An 18085-nucleotide genomic window follows, 5' to 3' on the forward strand; every position below is an offset into this window, starting at 1 on the left:
AGGGTCGGTCCATGTTTACCCTCGTTGCTCCAGACCCCTCCTACCATCAGTCATTTCTGGAGTCCCACCGGGAGTGGGCGGGCGCCCACCAAGACGGTGCTGCGGTCTTCATGGCAGATGATGTCACCAGTCCTGAGGGCTTTGCCCACTGGATCGGCAAGCTGTTGGACGCTGAAAATGCTCCCGGGAAGGACGGAATTGTTCCTTGCACCTTCCGCTGGATAACGGAGGGTTCCAGGTACGTGGGCTCCATAGCGTTCCGTCACCACCTGACTCCTGCCCTCCTGAACTCCGGCGGACACATTGGCTACGGAATTCGGCCCTCTGATCGTGGAAGAGGGGCGGCTTCCTGGGCGCTGCAGGAGCTGCTGGCCCAGTTGGCTACTAAAGGGAAACCGGGCCGCGTACTGCTGACGTGCGATGACAACAATATAGCTTCCGTGAAGACCATTGAGCGTTGCGGCGGGCTGCTTGAAGATGTGCGGAGAGATGAGGACGGGCACCCTTTTCGCCGGTACTGGATTGACGTTGGTGCGGTCAGTGCGCGGGCCGGCGCCCGAACGAACACCGCGCGGACGGCTGACGCACACTGATTTTTGTCACCCTGGGGTTGACGCCACCCACAGTGGAGCGCATTATGGGTGGCATGAGCAGTCAACCCCGGGGTGACAACCCCGTTGCCGACTTTACCGATCCACAATGGCAGCAGGTTCTCAGACACCGGCCTGCGGATGATGGCTCCCGGGATGCGGCGGCCACCAGATTTACCGAACGCGGCATCACCCCGGATCAGGTCAGCGCCGTGATCGCTGATTGTGGGGACGCCCTCTATGTCGCTGCCGCTGAGGGCAAGCCGGGTTGGGCAGAGCCGTTTGGCGGCCCCCTCGCCGTGGCTCTCCTCGCAGCCGAAGTCAGCATTTTTGCAGCGCACCTGAACTCAAGGGCGTCCGGCGTCAGATCGGCAGCAGTCGCAGAACTCCTGGACCAATACAGCGCGGTAACCGTAGCGGGTGAACTCGGCGTGGCGCGTCAGAAGGTCTACGAAATCGCCAGAGCGGGTCTCCGCCCGCCCTACATCGAGCAGGTCCCGTGGAGGACGTCATGAATCCCATTGAAGAAAAAGTGCAATTGCCGGACCCGGAAACCCAGTTCCTAGTCCATCCTGTTGACCTTCCCGGAGCCCGCAGGGAATTCCTCACGGGCTGGTGGCTGGGGATAGTCGCCACCCCGCAGGTCTACACAGCACTTTTGGCATTCTTTTGGGCGGTCAGCAACAACTACGTCACGCCCATCTTGGTCCCGCTGGTGCTGGTGGTGATTGCGGGGTGGATGAGTTCCAAGCTAACTCGGGGCGCATGGGACTACATTCCCCGGAAGCGCCATGACATAGACCGGCCAATGACAACCATGACCATCGCTGCCTCGCTCATTACCTCACTTGCCCTTTTCGCGGGTCTGCTGACCTTCATGGTGTGGGCGGTGTCCCAGGACTTGGTGCCGGGTTTCAGTGCCTATCCGTTGGGAATGGGGGCCGCAATCGTGCTGATCATGGCTGGCGAGCTGCTGGTCAAACTGGTGAAGCGCCGGTCCGTTGAAGTAGCTTCGGATGCCATCAGCCTGGTTGTGGTGGCCGGCGCTGTGGGGATCGGCTTCGGAGTGCTTCCCGCCGGGAGGGAACTCGCGCCCGTGGACCTGCTGCCGGGTGCCGCGATCCTTCTGGGTGTGTGGTTGAGCTGGCTGCTCTTCACGCATGTAGAGGCCCGCCGTAACCACGGCTAGCGGAATGGTGCCCGCGAGGTGACACTTGACCCCCATGTTTCCCAAAAACATGGGGGTTATCTGCCAACTCGGGGAGGGTTTTCCGGGAACCCGTTACATATTCCTGACTGCCGGACATTAACTGGGCATGAGGGTGCAAATGGAGCAGGGGGAACGCGTGGAGTCGGTCAGGCAAAAGCAATTCCTGGCAGCCCACACGGCGTGCCACGACAAGGTGTACCGCTACTTCCGGCGGCGAACGGGGGGGGCGTCAATAGCGGAGGACCTCACCGCGGAAGTGTTCCGGATCGCGTGGGAAAAGTGCCGGCAGGGCCAGGAACTACCTGTGCTGATGGTATTCGGCATCGCCAGGAATGTTCTCCGGAACCACTACCGTTCAACCGTCCGTTCCCAGAACCTTACGCAGCAGTTGGAGCGGCAGCGGACAGCTGACTTGGGAACCGACGACGGCGTGGTGACGGAAGCGCTGGGGCGGCTCAAGCCTGAGGAGCGCGAGGTCCTCCTCCTGACCTACTGGGACGGATTCATCTCGGCTGAGGTCTCGGACCTGCTCAACGTCACGGCCGCGGCCGTCAGGATGCGCCTGCACAGGGCAAGGAAGCAACTCAGCGAGCTCCTTCGGCCGGAACAAACCACAGAGGATGTGCAGCGATGAAAAGGAATGAAGCTCCCGGCACTGAACGCCTGATCGCGGCAGACCCGGCCCTGGTGGTTACCGAAGGTGAGCTGGCACGTAGCCGGCAGAAGAGCATGGCAGTCATGGACACTGAAGCCGAGCACATCACCGTAGGTGGGTCAGTCACGGATTTTCATCAACAGCCTGCGCGGCGCCGTGTGCGGTTGACGGCAGGAATCGGGTTGCTGGCCGCGGCAGTTGCAGCTGCAGCTGTGGTTGCCGGGGTAGTGGTGACGTCCTCCATGACGTCTCCGCCAACGTCGCAAGCCGCCCCGACGGTCAGCCAGCTGGATTCGACGCCTGAAACATCTCCCTCAAGCGGAGCCCCGCTCCCCGAAATCACAGGACTGAAGGCAGCAACGGGGAACGCCAGGATTATCGCCGGCGACAATGACAACAAGGCAGCCGTCTCCACAGACGAAGAGGTGCATGTCTTCATGGATGCACTAAGTTCAGGAAAACTTGGCTTGAACAGTCGCGGTTGTCTCGCCAATGTGAGCGTGGACGATACTGCGGGCGGCCTCATCTTCCCCTTCGGTACACGTGTCATGGAATCGGGGGTAGTCCTGCCCGACGGGACGGTTATCAATATTGGCGACGAATTCGCCTTCGGGGGAGGCTCCATACCCGGCGACACTGATTTGAGCGAGTGCTTCCCGGGCGGCGGAGCTTTCCTGGCCCAAAGCTGGGACCCGCGCCCCTGATCTCTCACCCGAATCTCAGCGAACAGACGCCAAAGCGCGACGTCGGCACTCACCCTAAGTGCCGACGTCGTACTGTCTATTCGGTAACTTCGTCCTCCACTACCGGGTCCTTCAGCAGGAGTGCCGTGCCTTGGAAAGCGGGCAACTCGAGGAAGAAGCTGCACAGATCATCCACCTGGCCCACGTCTTCGCCGGAGAACAAATCCTGGACGGTAGCACCGGGCACAAGGTGCGAGGACTGGATGCTGCCGGCAATGTCCTGGTCCGAGAAGTTCAAGACCGTGACTTGCAGTGCGCCGTCTGCGAGCTGATTGACCAGCACCAGCAGCCCGCGGTGCGAAACGTCCGGCACATCCAGCAGCGTGCTGGTGGCGATCCCGTTCTCTTCGCGCACCGTGAGGATCCGCTGGAGCCGCCGGGCGTAGGAGTTGGGGTCCTCCAGCTGATCGGGCAGCGGACCGTACAGGCTTCGAGCTCGGGGCATGCCGGCCAGGGAGGTTTTCGCGTCCGGGCTGGTTCCCATGAGATCGTGTGCGCCGCGGTTGATCCAGCGGGTGTCACCCTGGGAGGTGAGCTCGCGGACGGTCTCGCGGTCAATGGCTGTGATGCCCGTGAGGTCCCAGCCGGACAGGGCGAAGACCCCGGGCTGCAACGCGTTGTACATGGACAACAGCACGTGGGCGTCCAGGACTTGCGCTTCCTGCTCCTTGGTGATGGCATCCGGATCCTTGATGCCCAGGGCGGCCATGATGAAGCTGACCGTGGTGCAGGCGATGCCGTTGGTGGTGAAGACCGCGTTGTAGGGCCCGTTCTCACCTGTGAGCCGTTCCCGCATGGTGTTCTGGACCTTCTCCGCCACCTCTGCGCCGGTGAGTTCCTCGCCGGCAAGTTCAAAGACGTCGTCCCTGTGCCCTGCGGCAAAGTGGAGCAGCTCGTAGGTCAGTTCATCGTGGTTCTGGAGGGCATGAACCAACGACGCCTGATCCACGCCGATCTCCATGGAAAGCCGTAGGGTCAGTCGCAGGAACTCCGTATCTCCTATGACCAAGGCGTAGTGATAGGCGGGCCTGGTGATGAAATCGTAGGACAGGTCCGGGCCGGACTCGGATTGCGTCTTGATGTCGTCAATAGTGAGGTTGAGCTCCTGGAAGGAGAACCCGCCCACTTTGCGGATCATGGAACCAATCAGCTGGTTGGCGGCCTCGGACAACGGGTGGCCCTCTGACCAGCCCGGTTCTTCCTCGGCACTCTTCTCCACGCCAAGGAAGCCGTTGGCATCAAGCCGGAGCGCACCTGTTCCGAGGTCCAGCAACGAGTGAAGGGCGTCGCCCACCACCAGGCGCATCCCGGCGAAGGTGGGGTCCAGCCAGTTGATGGAAGGCTGACCGGCCTTGAAGTAGTGGAGATAGACCCAGCGGCGTTTCTTGCCCGTGGTGTCGATGATGGGCTTGGTGGCGCTCCAGTTGGTTTCCTTGACGCCGGGCTCGTAGAAGATGACCCTTTGAAGGCGACCGATGATGTAGCCGGCCTTCTGCAGGGCCTCCTCAGCGGCGGGGCTGATGTTCACCGAGTCCTCGCCCTCGGGGACATCCGGCAGCAGGTGCCAGTCCTCCTCGGGGATGTCCACCATGTGATAGATGCCGGGGTAGTCCCGGAAGTTCATTTCGGCGAGGCGGAAGTCCGCCCCCTTGCCGGTGTGCCCGGGGACGATGTCGTCAATGACCGTGCCGCCGTGTTCATTGGCGACCTCGCACATCTGGCGGAACTCTTCCTCCGTACCGAAAGCGGGGTCAATAGCCATGCTGATCCGGTCAAAGTGACCGTCCACGCTGGGCGTCTGCGACCACCCACGGATGCCGCCGGCCAGCTTGACCGGGCCCGTGTGCAGCCCCCTGATGCCGATCTTGCTGAACGCGTCCCAGAGAGCGGGATCGCCCAAAGCTGACAGGAAGGACTGGCCGTCCTTGGTGATGAAGGACAGCGGGTAGGCCGTGAACCACACGGGGGCGCGTTCCACGGCAGCCCTCGGGTTGGGCCGGGCGTAGGAGTTCTGCCACATGCTGGCCTGCCCGGACAACTGCCGGGCCATGGTGTTGGCGTCACCCAGCATTGACTGGTTCCTGAGCCAGTCCACATAGGTGGAATTCAGTCCGTCGAATTCCAAGGAGGGCCGGGCGGCAAAGAACTGCCGCCGCCGGGCAATCGGCCGCAACGCCTTGGGCCGGGCCGGATAGAACTGTTCATCAAAGGTGATTTCCGCCGGTTCGCTTGCGGTTTCATCGGGCGTTTCCTGTGGCGTCTCCTCCGGATTTTCTTCCGAAGTTTCGCTGATTCCTGACACGCTCGCGTTGACTGCAGGCTCCCGCACAGTTTTCTCCTTTACGTGGTCGCCGCGTCAACGCCGACCGTCCGAGGGGGTCGTTCAAGAGGTCACGTACCCGGGCGTGCCCGGACTATTCATGCTAGTCGTGGGAGCCCGCCGTTTGTCTAACCCGGGAACAAGTAAGTCTCGTTATTATGTGCCGGGTTTGACGTTGGGCACCCCCGCCCTATCGGTTACGGACGATCATTGAGTACCGTGGCAGGTGATGATCGGAGAACCCTTGAAAATCGCAGTGATCGGCGGCAGCGGGCATATTGGATCCTTCCTGGTGCCCAGGCTTGTGCGTGCCGGGCACGAGGTAATCAACATCAGCCGTGGCAACCGTCCGCCCTATACAGATGCCCCCGAATGGCAGCAGGTCCGCCAGGTTACGGCGGACCGCGAGCAGGAGGACCGCGAGGGCATCTTTGGTGATCGGGTGGCCGAACTGGGTGCCGACGTCGTAATTGACCTCATTTGCTTCACGCTCGAATCAGCCACTGCGCTGGTGGAAAGCCTGCGGGGAAAGATGGGGCATCTGCTGCACTGCGGCTCCATTTGGCGTTACGGGGTCAGTTTGAAGTTGCCCATCAGCGAGGACTCCCACGCCGCGGAGCCCTTGGATGATTACGGGATCCGGAAGCGGGACATCGCGCGGATGCTCAAGGAAGAGACTGCCTCCGGTGGTTTGATCACAACCTCGATTCATCCCGGACACATCGTGGGGCCAGGGTGGTTTCCGATCGGGCCACTGGGGAACCTCGACCCTGCCGTGTGGCAGGTCATCGCTTCCGGGCAAACACTCCAGGTGCCCGGAAGCGGGACCGAATTGATGCACCACGTGCACGCCGACGACGTCGCGCAAGCCTTTGAGAAAGCCGTTGAAAACAGGGATGCGGCAGCCGGGGAAGACTTCAACATTGTTGCTCCCAGCGTGTTGACGGTTCGGGGGTACGTGGGCATCGCCGCAGCCTGGTTCGGGCAGGAGCCACGCATGGAAACCGTAAGTTGGGAGGACTTCCGGCACATCACCGCACCCGAATTTGCCGATTCCAGCTGGGCCCATCTCAACCGCAACCACTGCATATCCATCCAGAAGGCTCTCTCCCTGATTGGGTACGCGCCCCGTTACGAACCTGAGCAGGCTGTGTACGAATCCGTGCAGTGGCTCATCAACAACGGAAAGCTGCTGGTCCAAGGCATGTACAAGCAGCATCCCAAGCCTGAAGCTTAAGGGGCTACCAGGGGGGAGCTACATGTACAAAGCACAAAACAAGGAAGCCACAGACAGCCGGCTGGACCACGGATTTTTTATCCTTGGCGGAGCAGCGGCCGTGTGGCTGGCTTTCCTGTTGGTGGGGGAGAGTTTTCACCTTGGCTGGGGGCAGCTGTGGTTTTCGGTGGTGTTCTGGGCGTTCCTCGCGTACCTGCTGTTGCCCCGGCTGCACCGGATCCTGACCACCATTTACGTACCGGGCTACTTTATTGGCCGCGCGCGGACCAGCGACGGACTGCTGGGCGACCCCGTCAATGTCGCCTTGCTGGGCACCGAACCCCAGATCCACGCGATCATGAGGGCCGCCGGTTGGACAATGGCAGACGACGTCACCTTCGCCAGCAGCCGACGCATCATCAGCTCCACCATCTTCCGGCAAAGTTATACGGAGGCGCCGGTGAGCCCCCTGTACCTTTTCGATCGGCAGCAGGATTTCGCCTACCAGCAAGAGGTCAACAACACCCCCGGCAAACGCCACCACGTCCGCTTCTGGCGTTGCCCCGAGGGCTGGCTCCTCCCGGGTGGCCACAAAGTGGATTGGCTCGCGGCCGGCACCTACGATCGCAGCGTCGGTTTCTCCCTCTTTACCCTCCAGATCACGCACAAGATTGAGCAGAACACCGATGTGGAACGGGACCACATCGTTTCCACCGTCTCGGCCGCCGAACCAGCCGTTACGGTCCAGGTCATTGAGGACTTCTCCACCGGGTATCACACCCGCAACGGAGGCGGGGACTCCATTTCCACCGACGGCGACCTGCCGATCATCGACGCCCACCGCGTGCGGGTTCCCGCCGACCAGCCGCCCGACCGGACCGACAGCAGGGACCGGCGGCCGGCCCCCATCATCATGGGCGCGGCGCTGGTGGTGGCGAGGGCGGTGGCTGCCCTGGTCCTGGCGATCACGTTGTTCACCTCCGGCGGTGATATCTCCGGACTCACCGTGGATTACGACGCTTCAGACCCGGAAAGCACGACGGCGGCCATCGCCTTGATAGCCAGCGTGGTCCTGGTGTTCGGGCTGGGTGAAGTTTTCCTTGCCTGGCGCATTTTCCTGGGCAGCAACGGCGCACGCGTGATTGCCATGGCACTGAGTTCCATCTCCATCCTTGTCCAGGCAATCGACTACTCCACGGGCAGTGCGAATATCACCCTCGAAGCCGGCCTCTCCGGGTTGGCAACGGACATCCTGGTGCTCCTGGCACTGTCCAGCCAACGGGCCAGAGTGTACGCCAAGCGGCAGCGCGTCCCGGCGGTCCCGGCGTCGGTGGTCAGCAGGCGCGTGGCTTCCTGACCCTCTTTGGGGGCTGCTCCTGGGCAACACGAGCCGTTTAGGTTGTCGGAGTTGAATCAATAGACTGGCTTGGCCCGTCGTGCACACTACTGCACCACGCGCGGGCCAGATCCGAAAACCGAATTGGGGACCTACGTTTTGACTGCTGAATATCCGAAAATCACCGTTGTTGTGCCTACTTACAATGAGCGGGAAAACTTGCCCGTTCTCGTTGCCCAGCTCGATGCACTTGGGATCGCGAATCTCAGTGTCCTCGTAGTGGATGACAACTCCCCCGATGGCACAGGCGCGGTGGCAGACCAACTGGCAGCGGAATCCACGGGAACGGTGTCCGTTCTGCATAGGAAAGAAAAGGATGGGCTCGGGCGGGCTTATGTGGCCGGAATGACCCGCGCTCTGACGGAAGACGCCGACGTTGTCATCCAAATGGACGCAGATCTGTCCCACCCCACGTCGGCAATTCCCACAATGCTTGACCGGGTCCGTAATTCCGGCGCTGCGCTGGTGATCGGGTCGCGCTATGTCACAGGGGGGTCCACGGCCGCGGAATGGCCGTGGCACCGCAAGGCGCTCTCAGCTTGGGCCAACTTTTATGTAGGCGCGATCTTGGGTTTGAAGGTCAAAGATGCAACAGCGGGTTTCAAGGCGTGGACGGCTTCTGCACTGAAGCAGATTGATGTCGCGTCTGTCCGCAGTGACGGCTACTCATTCCAGGTTGAGATGAACTACCGAGCGGCCCGGCAAGGCCTGAAGATCGCCGAAGTACCCATCCACTTTGAAGAACGCGTCGAGGGTGCTTCCAAGATGAATCTTCGCGAGCAGTTGGAGTCCGCGCTCACGCCGTGGAAGCTCCGGTTTCAAAAGTAGGTGCGTGCGGCCACCACCAAGTTTGAGCCCAAGGAAGTTGAGACACGCCGTCATTCTCGGCGTGTCGGGGAGGGTCAGATTCAAAGTGGGTGGTGACGGCACCACTCGCCAAGCCAGCCACCCGGAAAGCTCGACGTCGGCACTCAAGGTGAGTGCCGCCGTCGAGCTTTATGTGAGCGAGCGATCGCTGGAAGCCCGTGGGATGTGAACGAGGGTTAGGCAGTCACTGCCAGGGCGTCGATCTCCACCAGCATGACCTCGTGCGGCAGGTCCACGAACACGGTGGTGCGGCTGGGCAGTTGGCCGCTGGGCACGTTTTCACGGATGAACTCGCCGTAGACCTCGTTCATGGCCGCGAAATCATCGCGGGTGGTCAGGTACACGCGGAACATGAGGACGTCTTCAACGGAGGATCCGCCGGCTTCGAGGATGGCCTTGACGTTCTCCAGGGTCCGGCGGGTCTGGACGCGGACGTCGCCCTCGCCGATGTACTGGTTGGTGGCAGGGTCCATGGGGCCCTGGCCGGAGACCTGGAACATGCCGCCCTTCTTGATGCCCTGCGAGAATACGTGCGCCGGGGCGGGGGCGTTTTCGGTCAGTACTACGGTCTTTTCACTCATGCTGAGTTCCTTTCGTGGCTGATCCAGCCGAGGTCGTTGGAGATGGCCTCGGTGCTGGCTTTGAGGTGGGGCAGCAGCTCGAGCAAGCCTTCATAGCTGAGCATCACTACCGGTACCGAACAAGAGGCTGCGGCTACAACAGCGCCGCTGGCGTCGCGGATGGGGGCCGCAATGCAGTGCACGAACGCTTCGTGCTCGGCGTTGTCGTGGGCCCAGCCTTGTTCCTTGACCTGCTCGAGTTCGGCCAGCAAGGCTTCCGGCGAGGTCAGGGTGTTCTCGGTAACTTTTACGTAGTCCAGCCCCGCGGCGATCTTTTCCTGCCGGCTGCGCGGCATGTCGGCGAGGAGGACTTTGGACACAGCGGCAGAGTGCAGTGATGCAGTCAGGCCGATGCGCGAGTACATGCGGACGGGGTGGTGCGACTCGAATTTGTCGATGTACACCACCTCATTTCCTTCAAAGGCGGCGAGGTGGACCGTGTGCCCGGTGCGGCCGTTGAGATCGGCAAGGTGCGGGTGCGCCACCTTGCGGATATCCCGCTGTTCCAAGGCCAACGAGGACAGTTCAAAGAGCTTGGAACCAAGCATGAAACGCTGATCTTCGTCGCGGACCACGAAGCGTTTTTCTTCCATGGCATGCAGGAGTCGCATCACCGTGGTTTTGTGCACGGCGGCTTTGGACGCGAGCTCGTCCAGGGTTGCGGGTTTGGCGGCGAGTTCGCCGAGCAGGTCGATGGCCCGCATGAGGCTTTGGCTCACGGTGTCACGCTCCGGTTCTGGTGTTGAATTGTCCGTCTTCAACATGGATAGCAGCCCAGGCCGCATCCGAAGAATCGAGGATGGCGGCAAGCTCTCCGGCCTTGGGTAGGGGGCCGCGATCACCATGGACCGTCAGGGTGCAGGCCGCGGCCACATGCCCGCGGCGGAGGCTCTCTTTTTGGCCGAGCCCGAACAGCATTCCGCTGAGGTACCCGGCGGCGAACGAGTCACCCGCGCCAACGGGCTCGACCACGGCTACAGACAGTGCAGGCACCTCTTCCCGGGTGCCGGTCCGGTCCAAAGAGATGGCGCTGATGGCCTCGTTTTTGATGACCAGCACCTGCGGATCGGGCATCATGCTGCGGAGTTCGGTCTCGTCAGTGGTGCCGAAGGCGTGCTCGGCTTCGTCTTTTCCAACTAGCACGACGTCGGCCATGTTCGCCAGCCGCTGCAGGACGGAACGGTCCTGGCCTGCCCAGAGGGCCTCGCGCCAATTGACGTCGAAGCTGATGGTCCGGCCATTTCTTGGCATGGTCAGGATGGCTTCGAGCAGTGAAAGGCACTGGGGGGAGAGGGCGGCGGTGATCCCGCTCAGGTGAATCAGTGCAGCGTTTTCCAGCAGTGAAGAAACGGCTGGATTCGAAAGAGTGTCCCGTCCCATGGCCGAGGCCGCGGAACCTTGCCGGTAGTACAGAACCGAGCTGCCGCCGTCGGGGTCTGAGTCCTGGGCGGGGACTTTCACGTAGAGCCCGGTGGGCAGGGACTCGTCCACTTCCACGCCGGAGATTCCTACGTTGTGGTCCTGAAGCTCGAGGAGGATGCGCGTGCCGAAGCCGTCGTGGCCTACCCGGCTGACCCAGTGCGTGTCCAAGCCCATGGCTGCGAGCCCCATGGCGACGTTGGATTCCGCGCCGCCGATCCCGAAGTGGAGCTCGGTTGCCAAGTGCAGGGGGACGGCGTGGGCAGGGGTAAGCATGGCCATGGTTTCGCCCACGCATACAGCTGAAAGCATCGTTCTCCCACTAGTTGTGCGCTTCTCAGCGGCCTTGACTCTCGATCCGCCACCATGTTAGACATATCACCATCAGGTTTGCAACCAGCGTTGCAAAATACGCAACGCGGCATTGTGAAGGGAACCAAACGCGTGAACACTTCCGAAGCCATCTCGGCATCCGCCGTGGCGGGCCTCGCTGAGCGCCGACTCGACTGGCGCCACAAAGCTGTGCCCGCAACCGCGAACGGGGCCACCCACGCGGACTTCCTCGCCGCCGAACACACGCTGGCCGACCTCCAAACACCGCTGCTCACCTTGGACGCCGGCGCGCTCCATGGCAACGCTGACCGTTTGGCTGAATGGTGCGCCCAGCACGGGGTACTTCTGGCTCCCCACGGTAAGACCACCATGTCTCCCCAGCTCTGGACGGAGCAGCTCAACCGAGGAGCATGGGGCATCACCCTGGCGAACTTCGCACAGCTCCGCGTGGCCCGCGAGTTCGGAGTGCGGAACCTCCAACTGGCCAACAGCCTCACTGATCCGCACGCAATTCAATGGGTAGCCAGTCAGCCCGCGGACACCACCATCCTTTCCTGGATAGATTCCCTGGGAACCGTGGATGTCATCAATCGGGCGCTCGCCGGCAGCGATTCCGTGCTGGACGTGCTGGTGGAACTCGGCGCCCACGGAGGCCGGACCGGCGCCCGCTCTGTGGACGCGGCCCTGGAGATTGCCCAGGCCATTTCGGAATCGCCCAACCTGCGGCTGGTAGGCGTCAGCGGTTATGAAGGCTCGCTCGCGCACACAGCCGACGACGCCGGGCTAGCCGCCGTTCGCGGTTACCTCGCCGCAATGCGGCTGCTTCATGAGGAACTGCTCGCCGCAGGGTTGTACGGCGCCAGCAAAGTGATCATCACGGCCGGTGGCAGCGCGTACTTCGATGACGTGGTCACTGTCCTTTCGCCCGCCATCAGCACCGGTGCCGAATTTGGTGAACCCGCGGTGGACCTCATGATCCGCAGCGGCGCCTACATCATCCACGACGACGGTTTCTACCGCGGAATCTCGCCGTTCTCCCGCGAAGGCGATCAGCCCTTTACCGCCGGAATGTACGGCTGGGCACGCGTCGTTTCCCAAACTGAACCCGGCCTGGCCATCCTCGACGCCGGCAAACGCGACCTCCCGTTTGACGAAGGTTTGCCCGAGCCGCAGCTCATCGGCCCGAGCCTGGGTGGCCCCATGGAACCGCTGATTGGCGCCGAAATCACCTCGGTCAACGATCAACACAGCTTCATGACCTACGACGCAAACACCACCACGGTGAACCCCGGCGACGTCATCCGGCTTGGCCTGTCCCACCCCTGCACGGCATTCGACAAATGGACCGTCATCCCGGTTCTGGCGGACAGCGCGCCGGGCAGTGACCAGACCGTCGTCAACCTCATCCACACCTTCTTCTAGGACCAGCCATGAAGACCCTCATCAGCAATGCCACCTTGGTGGATGGAACCGGAGCGGGCCGCCGCCGTGCGGACGTCCTGTTGGACGGTGCGGTGATTGCCGTCGTCGCCGACGCCGGTACCCTCACCGCTGGTTCTGCTGCGGCGGAAACCGGTGCGGACCGGGTCATTGACGCCACAGACCTGGTCCTGAGTCCCGGCTTCATCGACATGCACGCACACTCTGACCTGCAGCTCCTCATTAATAGGGACCACTACGCCAAGCTCAGCCAAGGCGTCACCACGGAACTGCTGGGCCAGGACGGCCTGTCCTACGCCCCCGTTGATGATGCCACCTTGGCGGGTGTCCGCGAGAAAATTGCCGGTTGGAATGACAACCCGGCCGATTTTGACTGGAACTGGCGGACCGTGGGCGAGTACCTGGACAGGCTGGACGCGGTTGAGGACGGAGGCCGCATCGCCACCAACGCCGCCTACCTTGTTCCCCAAGGAACCGTCAGGGCCATGGTGATGGGTTTCGCCGAGGGTGACCCCACGCCCGGGCAACAGCAGCAGATGCAGGACATCATCCGCACGGCGATGGAGGAAGGTGCCGTGGGAATGTCCTCGGGCCTGACCTACACGCCGGGCATGTACGCACAGACCGAGGAACTGGCGGGGCTCTGCCGGACCGTGGGCGAACTCGGTGGTTTCTACGCACCGCACCATCGCTCCTACGGCAAAGGCGCATTAGGTGCCTACGCGGAGATGATCGGGCTGAGCCGCGAGACCGGCTGCGCGCTCCACTTGTCCCACGCCACCATGAACTTCGCAGAAAACAAGGGCCGCGCCGGGGAACTCCTCGAGTTGATCGACGAAGCCTTGGATCAGGGTGTGGACATCACGTTGGACACCTACCCCTACCTCCCAGGGGCCACCACCCTGAGCGCCATTCTCCCGAGTTGGGCATCCTCCGGCGGAACCGAGGCTACACTGGCGCGGCTGGCAGATCCGGCTGACCGGGCACGTATCCGCGAATCCGTGGAGATCTACGGCTCCGACGGTTGCCACGGCGTAGTTGCAGAGTGGGACACCTTGGAAATCAGCGGAGTGCAGAACCCTGCGCTCGCAGGGTACGTGGGCAAAACCATCCGGGACATCGCTTCTGCGAGTAACCAGGAGCCGTTCGACGTCTTCGCGCAGATCCTCACCGAAGACCGTCTTGGAACCGGCATCCTCCAGCACGTGGGACACGAGGAAAACGTCCAGGCAATCATGAAGCACCGCACCCACACCGGCGGCAGCGACGGACTCCTGGTCGGTGCCAAACCGCACCCCCGCGCCTGGGGCACGTTCCCGCGCTACCTCGGCCACTACTCACGGGACCTCGGACTCTTGACCCTTGAGGAAATGGTCCATCACCTCAGTGGCCGTCCTGCCGCGCGACTCAAGCTCCACAACAGGGGACTTGTCCGCGAAGGGTTCGCCGCCGACGTCGTACTTTTCGATCCGGAAACCGTCCGTGACCAAGCCACTTTTGAGAACCCCCGCCAGGCCGCCAGCGGCATCCAGTACGTCTTCGTCAACGGCACGGCAGCGATCGACGGCGGTCGGCCAACCGGTGCCCGAGCCGGCCGTGCCCTGCGTCGCAGCAACGACGGACTCACCAAAGAAGGACAACAATGACCCCCGAACAGTTCCTCCAGCAGCTTGAAGCCGACCGCACGCTTGCAGTGGTCCGCGCCCCGTCCATCACGGACGCCGCGGACCTCTGCCGGGCATTGGCCGACGGCGGCATCCGCAGTGTTGAACTGACGTTCACCACCCCGGACGTGCTCAAGCATGTTCAGCGCGCCGCTGACACGGCAGCCGAACATGGTGCCGCCGTCGGAATCGGCACCGTGATGACCGCCGACCAAGCCCGGGCAGCGATCGACGCCGGCGCGCAATTCCTGGTAACGCCCGGCCTCAGGCCCGAGGTGGCCGCCGTCGCTGCGGCCGCCGGGATCCCGTTCAGCCTCGGAGCCATGACCCCAACCGAGGTGGCACAAGCGCTCGACCTGGGCTCGGCCGCCGTCAAGATTTTCCCCGCCCGGCAGCTCGGCCCGGCGTATTTGAAGGACTTGCAAGGCCCCTACCCGGGGATCCGCTTGCTGCCTTCGGGAGGCATCGACGCCTCCAACGCCAAGAGCTACCTCGACGCCGGTGCTGCCGCAGTCTGCTGCGGCACCAGCGTAGTCCCGCCCGCAGCAGTCGCCGCAGGTGACTGGGCAGACATCGCGGCACGTGCCGCAGCCTTCACCGGCACCCTCAAGTAGGACTCACCCAGAAAGAAACGTCCATGAATGAATTTCTTGAATGGCTGCGGCACGATACCGCCGGCCTGCTCCTCCTGGCAGGCGCCGGCATAGCCCTTCTGCTCTTCCTGATCATTAAGGTCAAGCTCGAACCGTTCATTGCCTTGGTGGGAACCGGTGTGATCGTGGCACTGGTAGGCGGGATCTCCGTGGAGGCCTTGGTGGGCTCAGCCACCAAGAGCAGCGACGCCCTGATTGAAAAGGGCTTTGCCGGCATCCTCGGCCACATTACGGTGATCATCGGCCTCGGCACGGTCCTCGGTGCCATCCTTGAACGATCCGGCGGTGCTGAGGTGCTGCTCGGAAGGCTGGTGAAGATCTTCGGCGAAAAGGGCACCCCGCTTGCCATGGGCATCACCGGCTTCGTCCTGGGTATTCCGGTGTTCTTCGACATCGGCATCTTCGTCCTTGCGCCCTTGGTCTATGTTGCCGCGATCCGTGGCGGCAAGTCGCTTGCACTGTACGCGCTGCCGTTGCTGGCCGGCCTCTCCGTGACGCACGCATTCCTGCCTCCGCACCCGGGACCCGTCGCTGCCGCCGGACTGTTCCACGTGGACCTTGGCTGGATCATCCTCATGGGTCTCATCTGCGGCATCCCCGCATGGTTCGCTTCCGGTATTTTGTGGGGCACCTGGATTGGCAAGCGAGTGATGGTTTCAGTCCCGGAGGACAGGATCGTTCCTGAATCCGATACTGCCAAGGGCAAGGAACCCTCCATTGGGCTGGTCCTCTTGGCTATCGGGCTGCCCATGATCCTCATCCTCGGCGGCACCTTCGGCAACATCTTCGCCCCCGCGGGTACCTTCCGCGACATCCTCCAGTTCTTCGGCAACCCGGCCATCGCACTGACAGTCGCCGTACTCCTGGCCATGTGGCTCCTGGGAATCCGCCGCGGAATGACCTCCGCCGAACTCAGCGAAATCACCGGTTCCTCCTTGCGCCCTGTGGGCATGATCCTGCTGGTTGTTGGTGCAGGCGCGTTCTTCGGTGCGGTGCTCTCGGCCACCGGTGTTGGCAAGGCCGTAGCGGATTCACTGGCCCAGGCCGGCCTTCCGATCATCCTGTCCGCGTTCGTGATCAGCGCGGGCATGCGCATCGCCCAGGGCTCGGCCACCGTAGCGATCGTGACCACCGGAGGTATCCTGGCACCCAGCCTTGCCTCCGGGTACTCACAGCCTCAGCTCGCGTTGATCGTAGTGGCCATTTCTTCCGGCTCCATCATCGCCAGCCACGTCAACGACGGCGGATTCTGGATCATCTCCAAGTACTTCAATATGTCAGTCAAGGACACCCTGAAGACCTGGACCGTCCTGGAAACCGTGCTGTCCATTGTGGGCTTCGGGATGGCAGCTTTGTTGTACACGTTCGTGAGGTGACCTTCCGCTAGGTGACCTTCGGGCACCCAAACCGGGTTCCGGCGTCGTGCTCTTCTGTGAGCCGTACCGCCACCACCCACTATGAATTGACGACGGCCCCGACACGCCTGATAAAGGGTGTGCCGGGGCCGTTGTGTTGTCAAAGAAGGTGGTGGCGGAACGCGGTTCGCAGGCCCGCACAGGCGAGGTTGAGTCGCTTAAACAAAAGAGCTCCGGAGTGCGTTATTGGGGGATACGCACTCCGGAGCGGCCTTTGAGCAGGGGCTCTCGCCGTCCTGCACTCATTACTCTACGTGCCGGGCGACGCCTTCGCCACCACCTCGAATAAGTACTTTCGCTTTAGTTTTTATGGGCCGCCTCGTGCCTCTTCTTTTGGGGCACAATCAGCACCGGACGCCGTTGATGATGGCTCAACCAGGCCGCCACCGAGCCGTTCAGGGCTTCGGAAATCCGGTGGCCCAAGCCGGGCTCCGGAGATCCCACGATGATCATTGAGGCATGGATGTCCGAGGCCAAACGGCCCAAGGCCCTCGCGGGATCGCCGGCGAGCAAACGCAACGTCCAATCCGCCGAACCCCCATCCATTGCTTCCGCAATAGCCTGCCCCAGATCATCCCGGACAGCCGCCACATCCTTGTCATCCTTTTCGGGGTGCAGTGACATCCGGTGCGTTTCGCGCGAAGGATCCCACTCCACGAGGTAACTGGCCTCGTCCACATAAGCACAAACCAGCGGCACGCCGAGTTGCTCGGCCAAGGTCCTGGCAGTTTGCAGGACCTCCACGTGCTGGTCCGGCAGCACGCCCACAACCAAGGGAATCCGCCCGCTGAAACTTTCTGCAGCCATACCCCTATTGTTGCTCTGCGGCGTGTCCAAGAACAGCGTGTTTGGCGCATCAGTCATGGAGCGGCACCTCCATCAAGGATCAGGCGGGCGGGGCCGTGGACCCTTGTAGAGACACCCGCCCCGGCCTACCGTTAACCCGAAGAAAGGTGGTCCGTGATGGAAATCTTCATGTGGTGGCTCGATCTGCACCTGGACAGCAAAGAGTGGCTGCGCGAAAACCTGCGGGCCGATGAACTACCGCTCCAGGTAGTGCAGCATATTGCCGAAGCGGGCGGACCCCATCCGGACAAGGTCAGTGGTGTGCTGACCGTGGCGGATTGGGACTTCATAGAAACACAGTCGGAGTTTGTGGACTGATCGCGCTCTATGCGCAGCCGGCGGCCGGGCGGGCCGCTGCAACGATGACCTGGGCAGCGGTGTCCGGGGCAAGCGAGGGGCTCTCTTGCGCCGCGGTTGGGATCCGTGCGGGCTCAGCAGTCCGGAGCTTGGACCTCATCCGCAGAAGCGCCACGGCTGAGATCAGGAACCAGGCTACGTTGGTGACCACCGAAGGCCACGCTCCATGAAGCGTGCCATTGATGATGAAGGCGCAAGAGCCAAAAAGATTCACGGTCTGAAAAGTGGTGCCGGCCTGCAACCATCCCATGGACACCGCCATGTAGCCGCCGAGCATTGCTACTGCGCCGGCCCAACCGGCCATTTCGAACAGCAGTTCCATGGGAGTCCTTTCAGGTTTT

At 62.5% G+C, this 18085-nt stretch carries 19 protein-coding genes; 13 read left to right on the forward strand and 6 right to left on the reverse strand.

Going from position 1 to position 18085, the window contains the following annotated elements; translation table 11 throughout:
* The first annotated feature begins 11 nt into the window (after positions 1–11).
* The 5 genes from BACI9J_RS00120 (at position 12) to BACI9J_RS00140 (ending at position 3159) form a co-directional block, all read left to right on the forward strand.
* The gene (locus BACI9J_RS00120) at positions 12–593 is read left to right on the forward strand and encodes a GNAT family N-acetyltransferase (RefSeq protein ID WP_159732022.1); all 582 of its coding nucleotides are present in this window, start codon (positions 12–14) and stop codon (positions 591–593) included.
* Between the two features lie 53 nt (positions 594–646).
* Positions 647–1105, forward strand: a complete 459-nt coding sequence (locus BACI9J_RS00125) for a hypothetical protein (protein ID WP_159732025.1) — start codon at positions 647–649, stop codon at positions 1103–1105.
* Entirely contained in the window at positions 1102–1779 is a 678-nt protein-coding gene (locus BACI9J_RS00130) for a hypothetical protein (protein ID WP_159732028.1), read from the forward strand. Before BACI9J_RS00125 ends, BACI9J_RS00130 begins: the two co-directional genes overlap by 4 nt.
* A 139-nt stretch (positions 1780–1918) precedes the next feature.
* Positions 1919–2434: an RNA polymerase sigma factor gene (locus BACI9J_RS00135; protein WP_159732031.1), complete on the forward strand. Its 516-nt coding sequence runs from the start codon at positions 1919–1921 to the stop codon at positions 2432–2434.
* A complete protein-coding gene (locus BACI9J_RS00140; RefSeq protein WP_159732034.1) occupies positions 2431–3159 on the forward strand; it encodes a hypothetical protein in 729 nt (242 codons plus the stop codon). The genes BACI9J_RS00135 and BACI9J_RS00140 overlap by 4 nt, the downstream gene beginning before the upstream one ends.
* A gap of 76 nt (positions 3160–3235) precedes the next feature.
* On the opposite strand, the gene treS is transcribed toward BACI9J_RS00140, so the two are convergent.
* Positions 3236–5527, reverse strand: a complete 2292-nt coding sequence (gene treS / locus BACI9J_RS00145; RefSeq protein WP_159732037.1) for a maltose alpha-D-glucosyltransferase — start codon at positions 5525–5527, stop codon at positions 3236–3238.
* 220 nt (positions 5528–5747) lie between these two features.
* On the opposite strand from treS, the gene BACI9J_RS00150 reads away from it, so the two are divergent.
* The 3 genes from BACI9J_RS00150 (at position 5748) to BACI9J_RS00160 (ending at position 8958) form a co-directional block, all read left to right on the forward strand.
* Positions 5748–6755, forward strand: coding sequence for an NAD-dependent epimerase/dehydratase family protein (locus tag BACI9J_RS00150; RefSeq protein WP_442858624.1), 1008 nt, complete (start codon positions 5748–5750; stop codon positions 6753–6755).
* Positions 6756–6777: 22 nt separating this feature from the next.
* Positions 6778–8091, forward strand: a complete 1314-nt coding sequence (locus tag BACI9J_RS00155) for an LssY C-terminal domain-containing protein (RefSeq protein ID WP_159732040.1) — start codon at positions 6778–6780, stop codon at positions 8089–8091.
* A gap of 138 nt (positions 8092–8229) precedes the next feature.
* Complete coding sequence (locus BACI9J_RS00160; RefSeq protein WP_159732043.1) at positions 8230–8958, forward strand: polyprenol monophosphomannose synthase; 729 nt, start codon at positions 8230–8232, stop codon at positions 8956–8958.
* 215 nt (positions 8959–9173) lie between these two features.
* Here the strand turns inward: BACI9J_RS00160 and BACI9J_RS00165 are convergent, their stop codons facing one another.
* Genes BACI9J_RS00165 through BACI9J_RS00175 form a run of 3 tightly spaced genes read right to left on the reverse strand, consistent with a single transcriptional unit; the run spans position 9174 to position 11348 of the window.
* The gene (locus tag BACI9J_RS00165) at positions 9174–9578 is read right to left on the reverse strand and encodes a RidA family protein (RefSeq protein WP_017197328.1); all 405 of its coding nucleotides are present in this window, start codon (positions 9576–9578) and stop codon (positions 9174–9176) included.
* Positions 9575–10381 (reverse strand): IclR family transcriptional regulator, encoded by an 807-nt coding sequence (locus tag BACI9J_RS00170; RefSeq protein WP_159732046.1) that lies wholly within the window; start codon positions 10379–10381, stop codon positions 9575–9577. Before BACI9J_RS00170 ends, BACI9J_RS00165 begins: the two co-directional genes overlap by 4 nt.
* Positions 10341–11348 carry a sugar kinase gene (locus BACI9J_RS00175; protein ID WP_159732049.1) on the reverse strand — a complete coding sequence of 336 codons (1008 nt, stop codon included), beginning with the start codon at positions 11346–11348 and terminating at the stop codon, positions 10341–10343. The genes BACI9J_RS00170 and BACI9J_RS00175 overlap by 41 nt, the downstream gene beginning before the upstream one ends.
* 132 nt (positions 11349–11480) lie before the next feature.
* On the opposite strand from BACI9J_RS00175, the gene BACI9J_RS00180 reads away from it, so the two are divergent.
* From BACI9J_RS00180 to BACI9J_RS00195, 4 genes are read left to right on the forward strand one after another with little or no spacing between them, the layout of a single operon-like run.
* Positions 11481–12791: an alanine racemase gene (locus BACI9J_RS00180; protein WP_159732052.1), complete on the forward strand. Its 1311-nt coding sequence runs from the start codon at positions 11481–11483 to the stop codon at positions 12789–12791.
* An 8-nt stretch (positions 12792–12799) separates the two neighbouring features.
* Positions 12800–14455 carry an N-acyl-D-amino-acid deacylase family protein gene (locus BACI9J_RS00185; RefSeq protein ID WP_159732055.1) on the forward strand — a complete coding sequence of 552 codons (1656 nt, stop codon included), beginning with the start codon at positions 12800–12802 and terminating at the stop codon, positions 14453–14455.
* Entirely contained in the window at positions 14452–15087 is a 636-nt protein-coding gene (locus BACI9J_RS00190; RefSeq protein WP_159732058.1) for a bifunctional 4-hydroxy-2-oxoglutarate aldolase/2-dehydro-3-deoxy-phosphogluconate aldolase, read from the forward strand. Before BACI9J_RS00185 ends, BACI9J_RS00190 begins: the two co-directional genes overlap by 4 nt.
* Before the next feature lie 23 nt (positions 15088–15110).
* Positions 15111–16502, forward strand: a complete 1392-nt coding sequence (locus tag BACI9J_RS00195) for a GntP family permease (protein WP_159732061.1) — start codon at positions 15111–15113, stop codon at positions 16500–16502.
* Positions 16503–16841: 339 nt separating this feature from the next.
* Here BACI9J_RS00195 and BACI9J_RS00200 read toward each other — a convergent pair whose 3' ends face one another.
* Positions 16842–17348 carry a universal stress protein gene (locus tag BACI9J_RS00200; protein ID WP_159732064.1) on the reverse strand — a complete coding sequence of 169 codons (507 nt, stop codon included), beginning with the start codon at positions 17346–17348 and terminating at the stop codon, positions 16842–16844.
* Positions 17349–17504: 156 nt separating this feature from the next.
* On the opposite strand from BACI9J_RS00200, the gene BACI9J_RS00205 reads away from it, so the two are divergent.
* The gene (locus BACI9J_RS00205; protein WP_159736284.1) at positions 17505–17705 is read left to right on the forward strand and encodes a hypothetical protein; all 201 of its coding nucleotides are present in this window, start codon (positions 17505–17507) and stop codon (positions 17703–17705) included.
* Between the two features lie 7 nt (positions 17706–17712).
* Here BACI9J_RS00205 and BACI9J_RS00210 read toward each other — a convergent pair whose 3' ends face one another.
* Positions 17713–18066 (reverse strand): CBU_0592 family membrane protein, encoded by a 354-nt coding sequence (locus BACI9J_RS00210; protein WP_201296465.1) that lies wholly within the window; start codon positions 18064–18066, stop codon positions 17713–17715.
* Positions 18067–18085 lie beyond the last annotated feature (19 nt).

Origin of the sequence: Arthrobacter sp. 9V (genome assembly GCF_902506065.1) — a bacterium.
Lineage (GTDB): Bacteria > Actinomycetota > Actinomycetes > Actinomycetales > Micrococcaceae > Arthrobacter.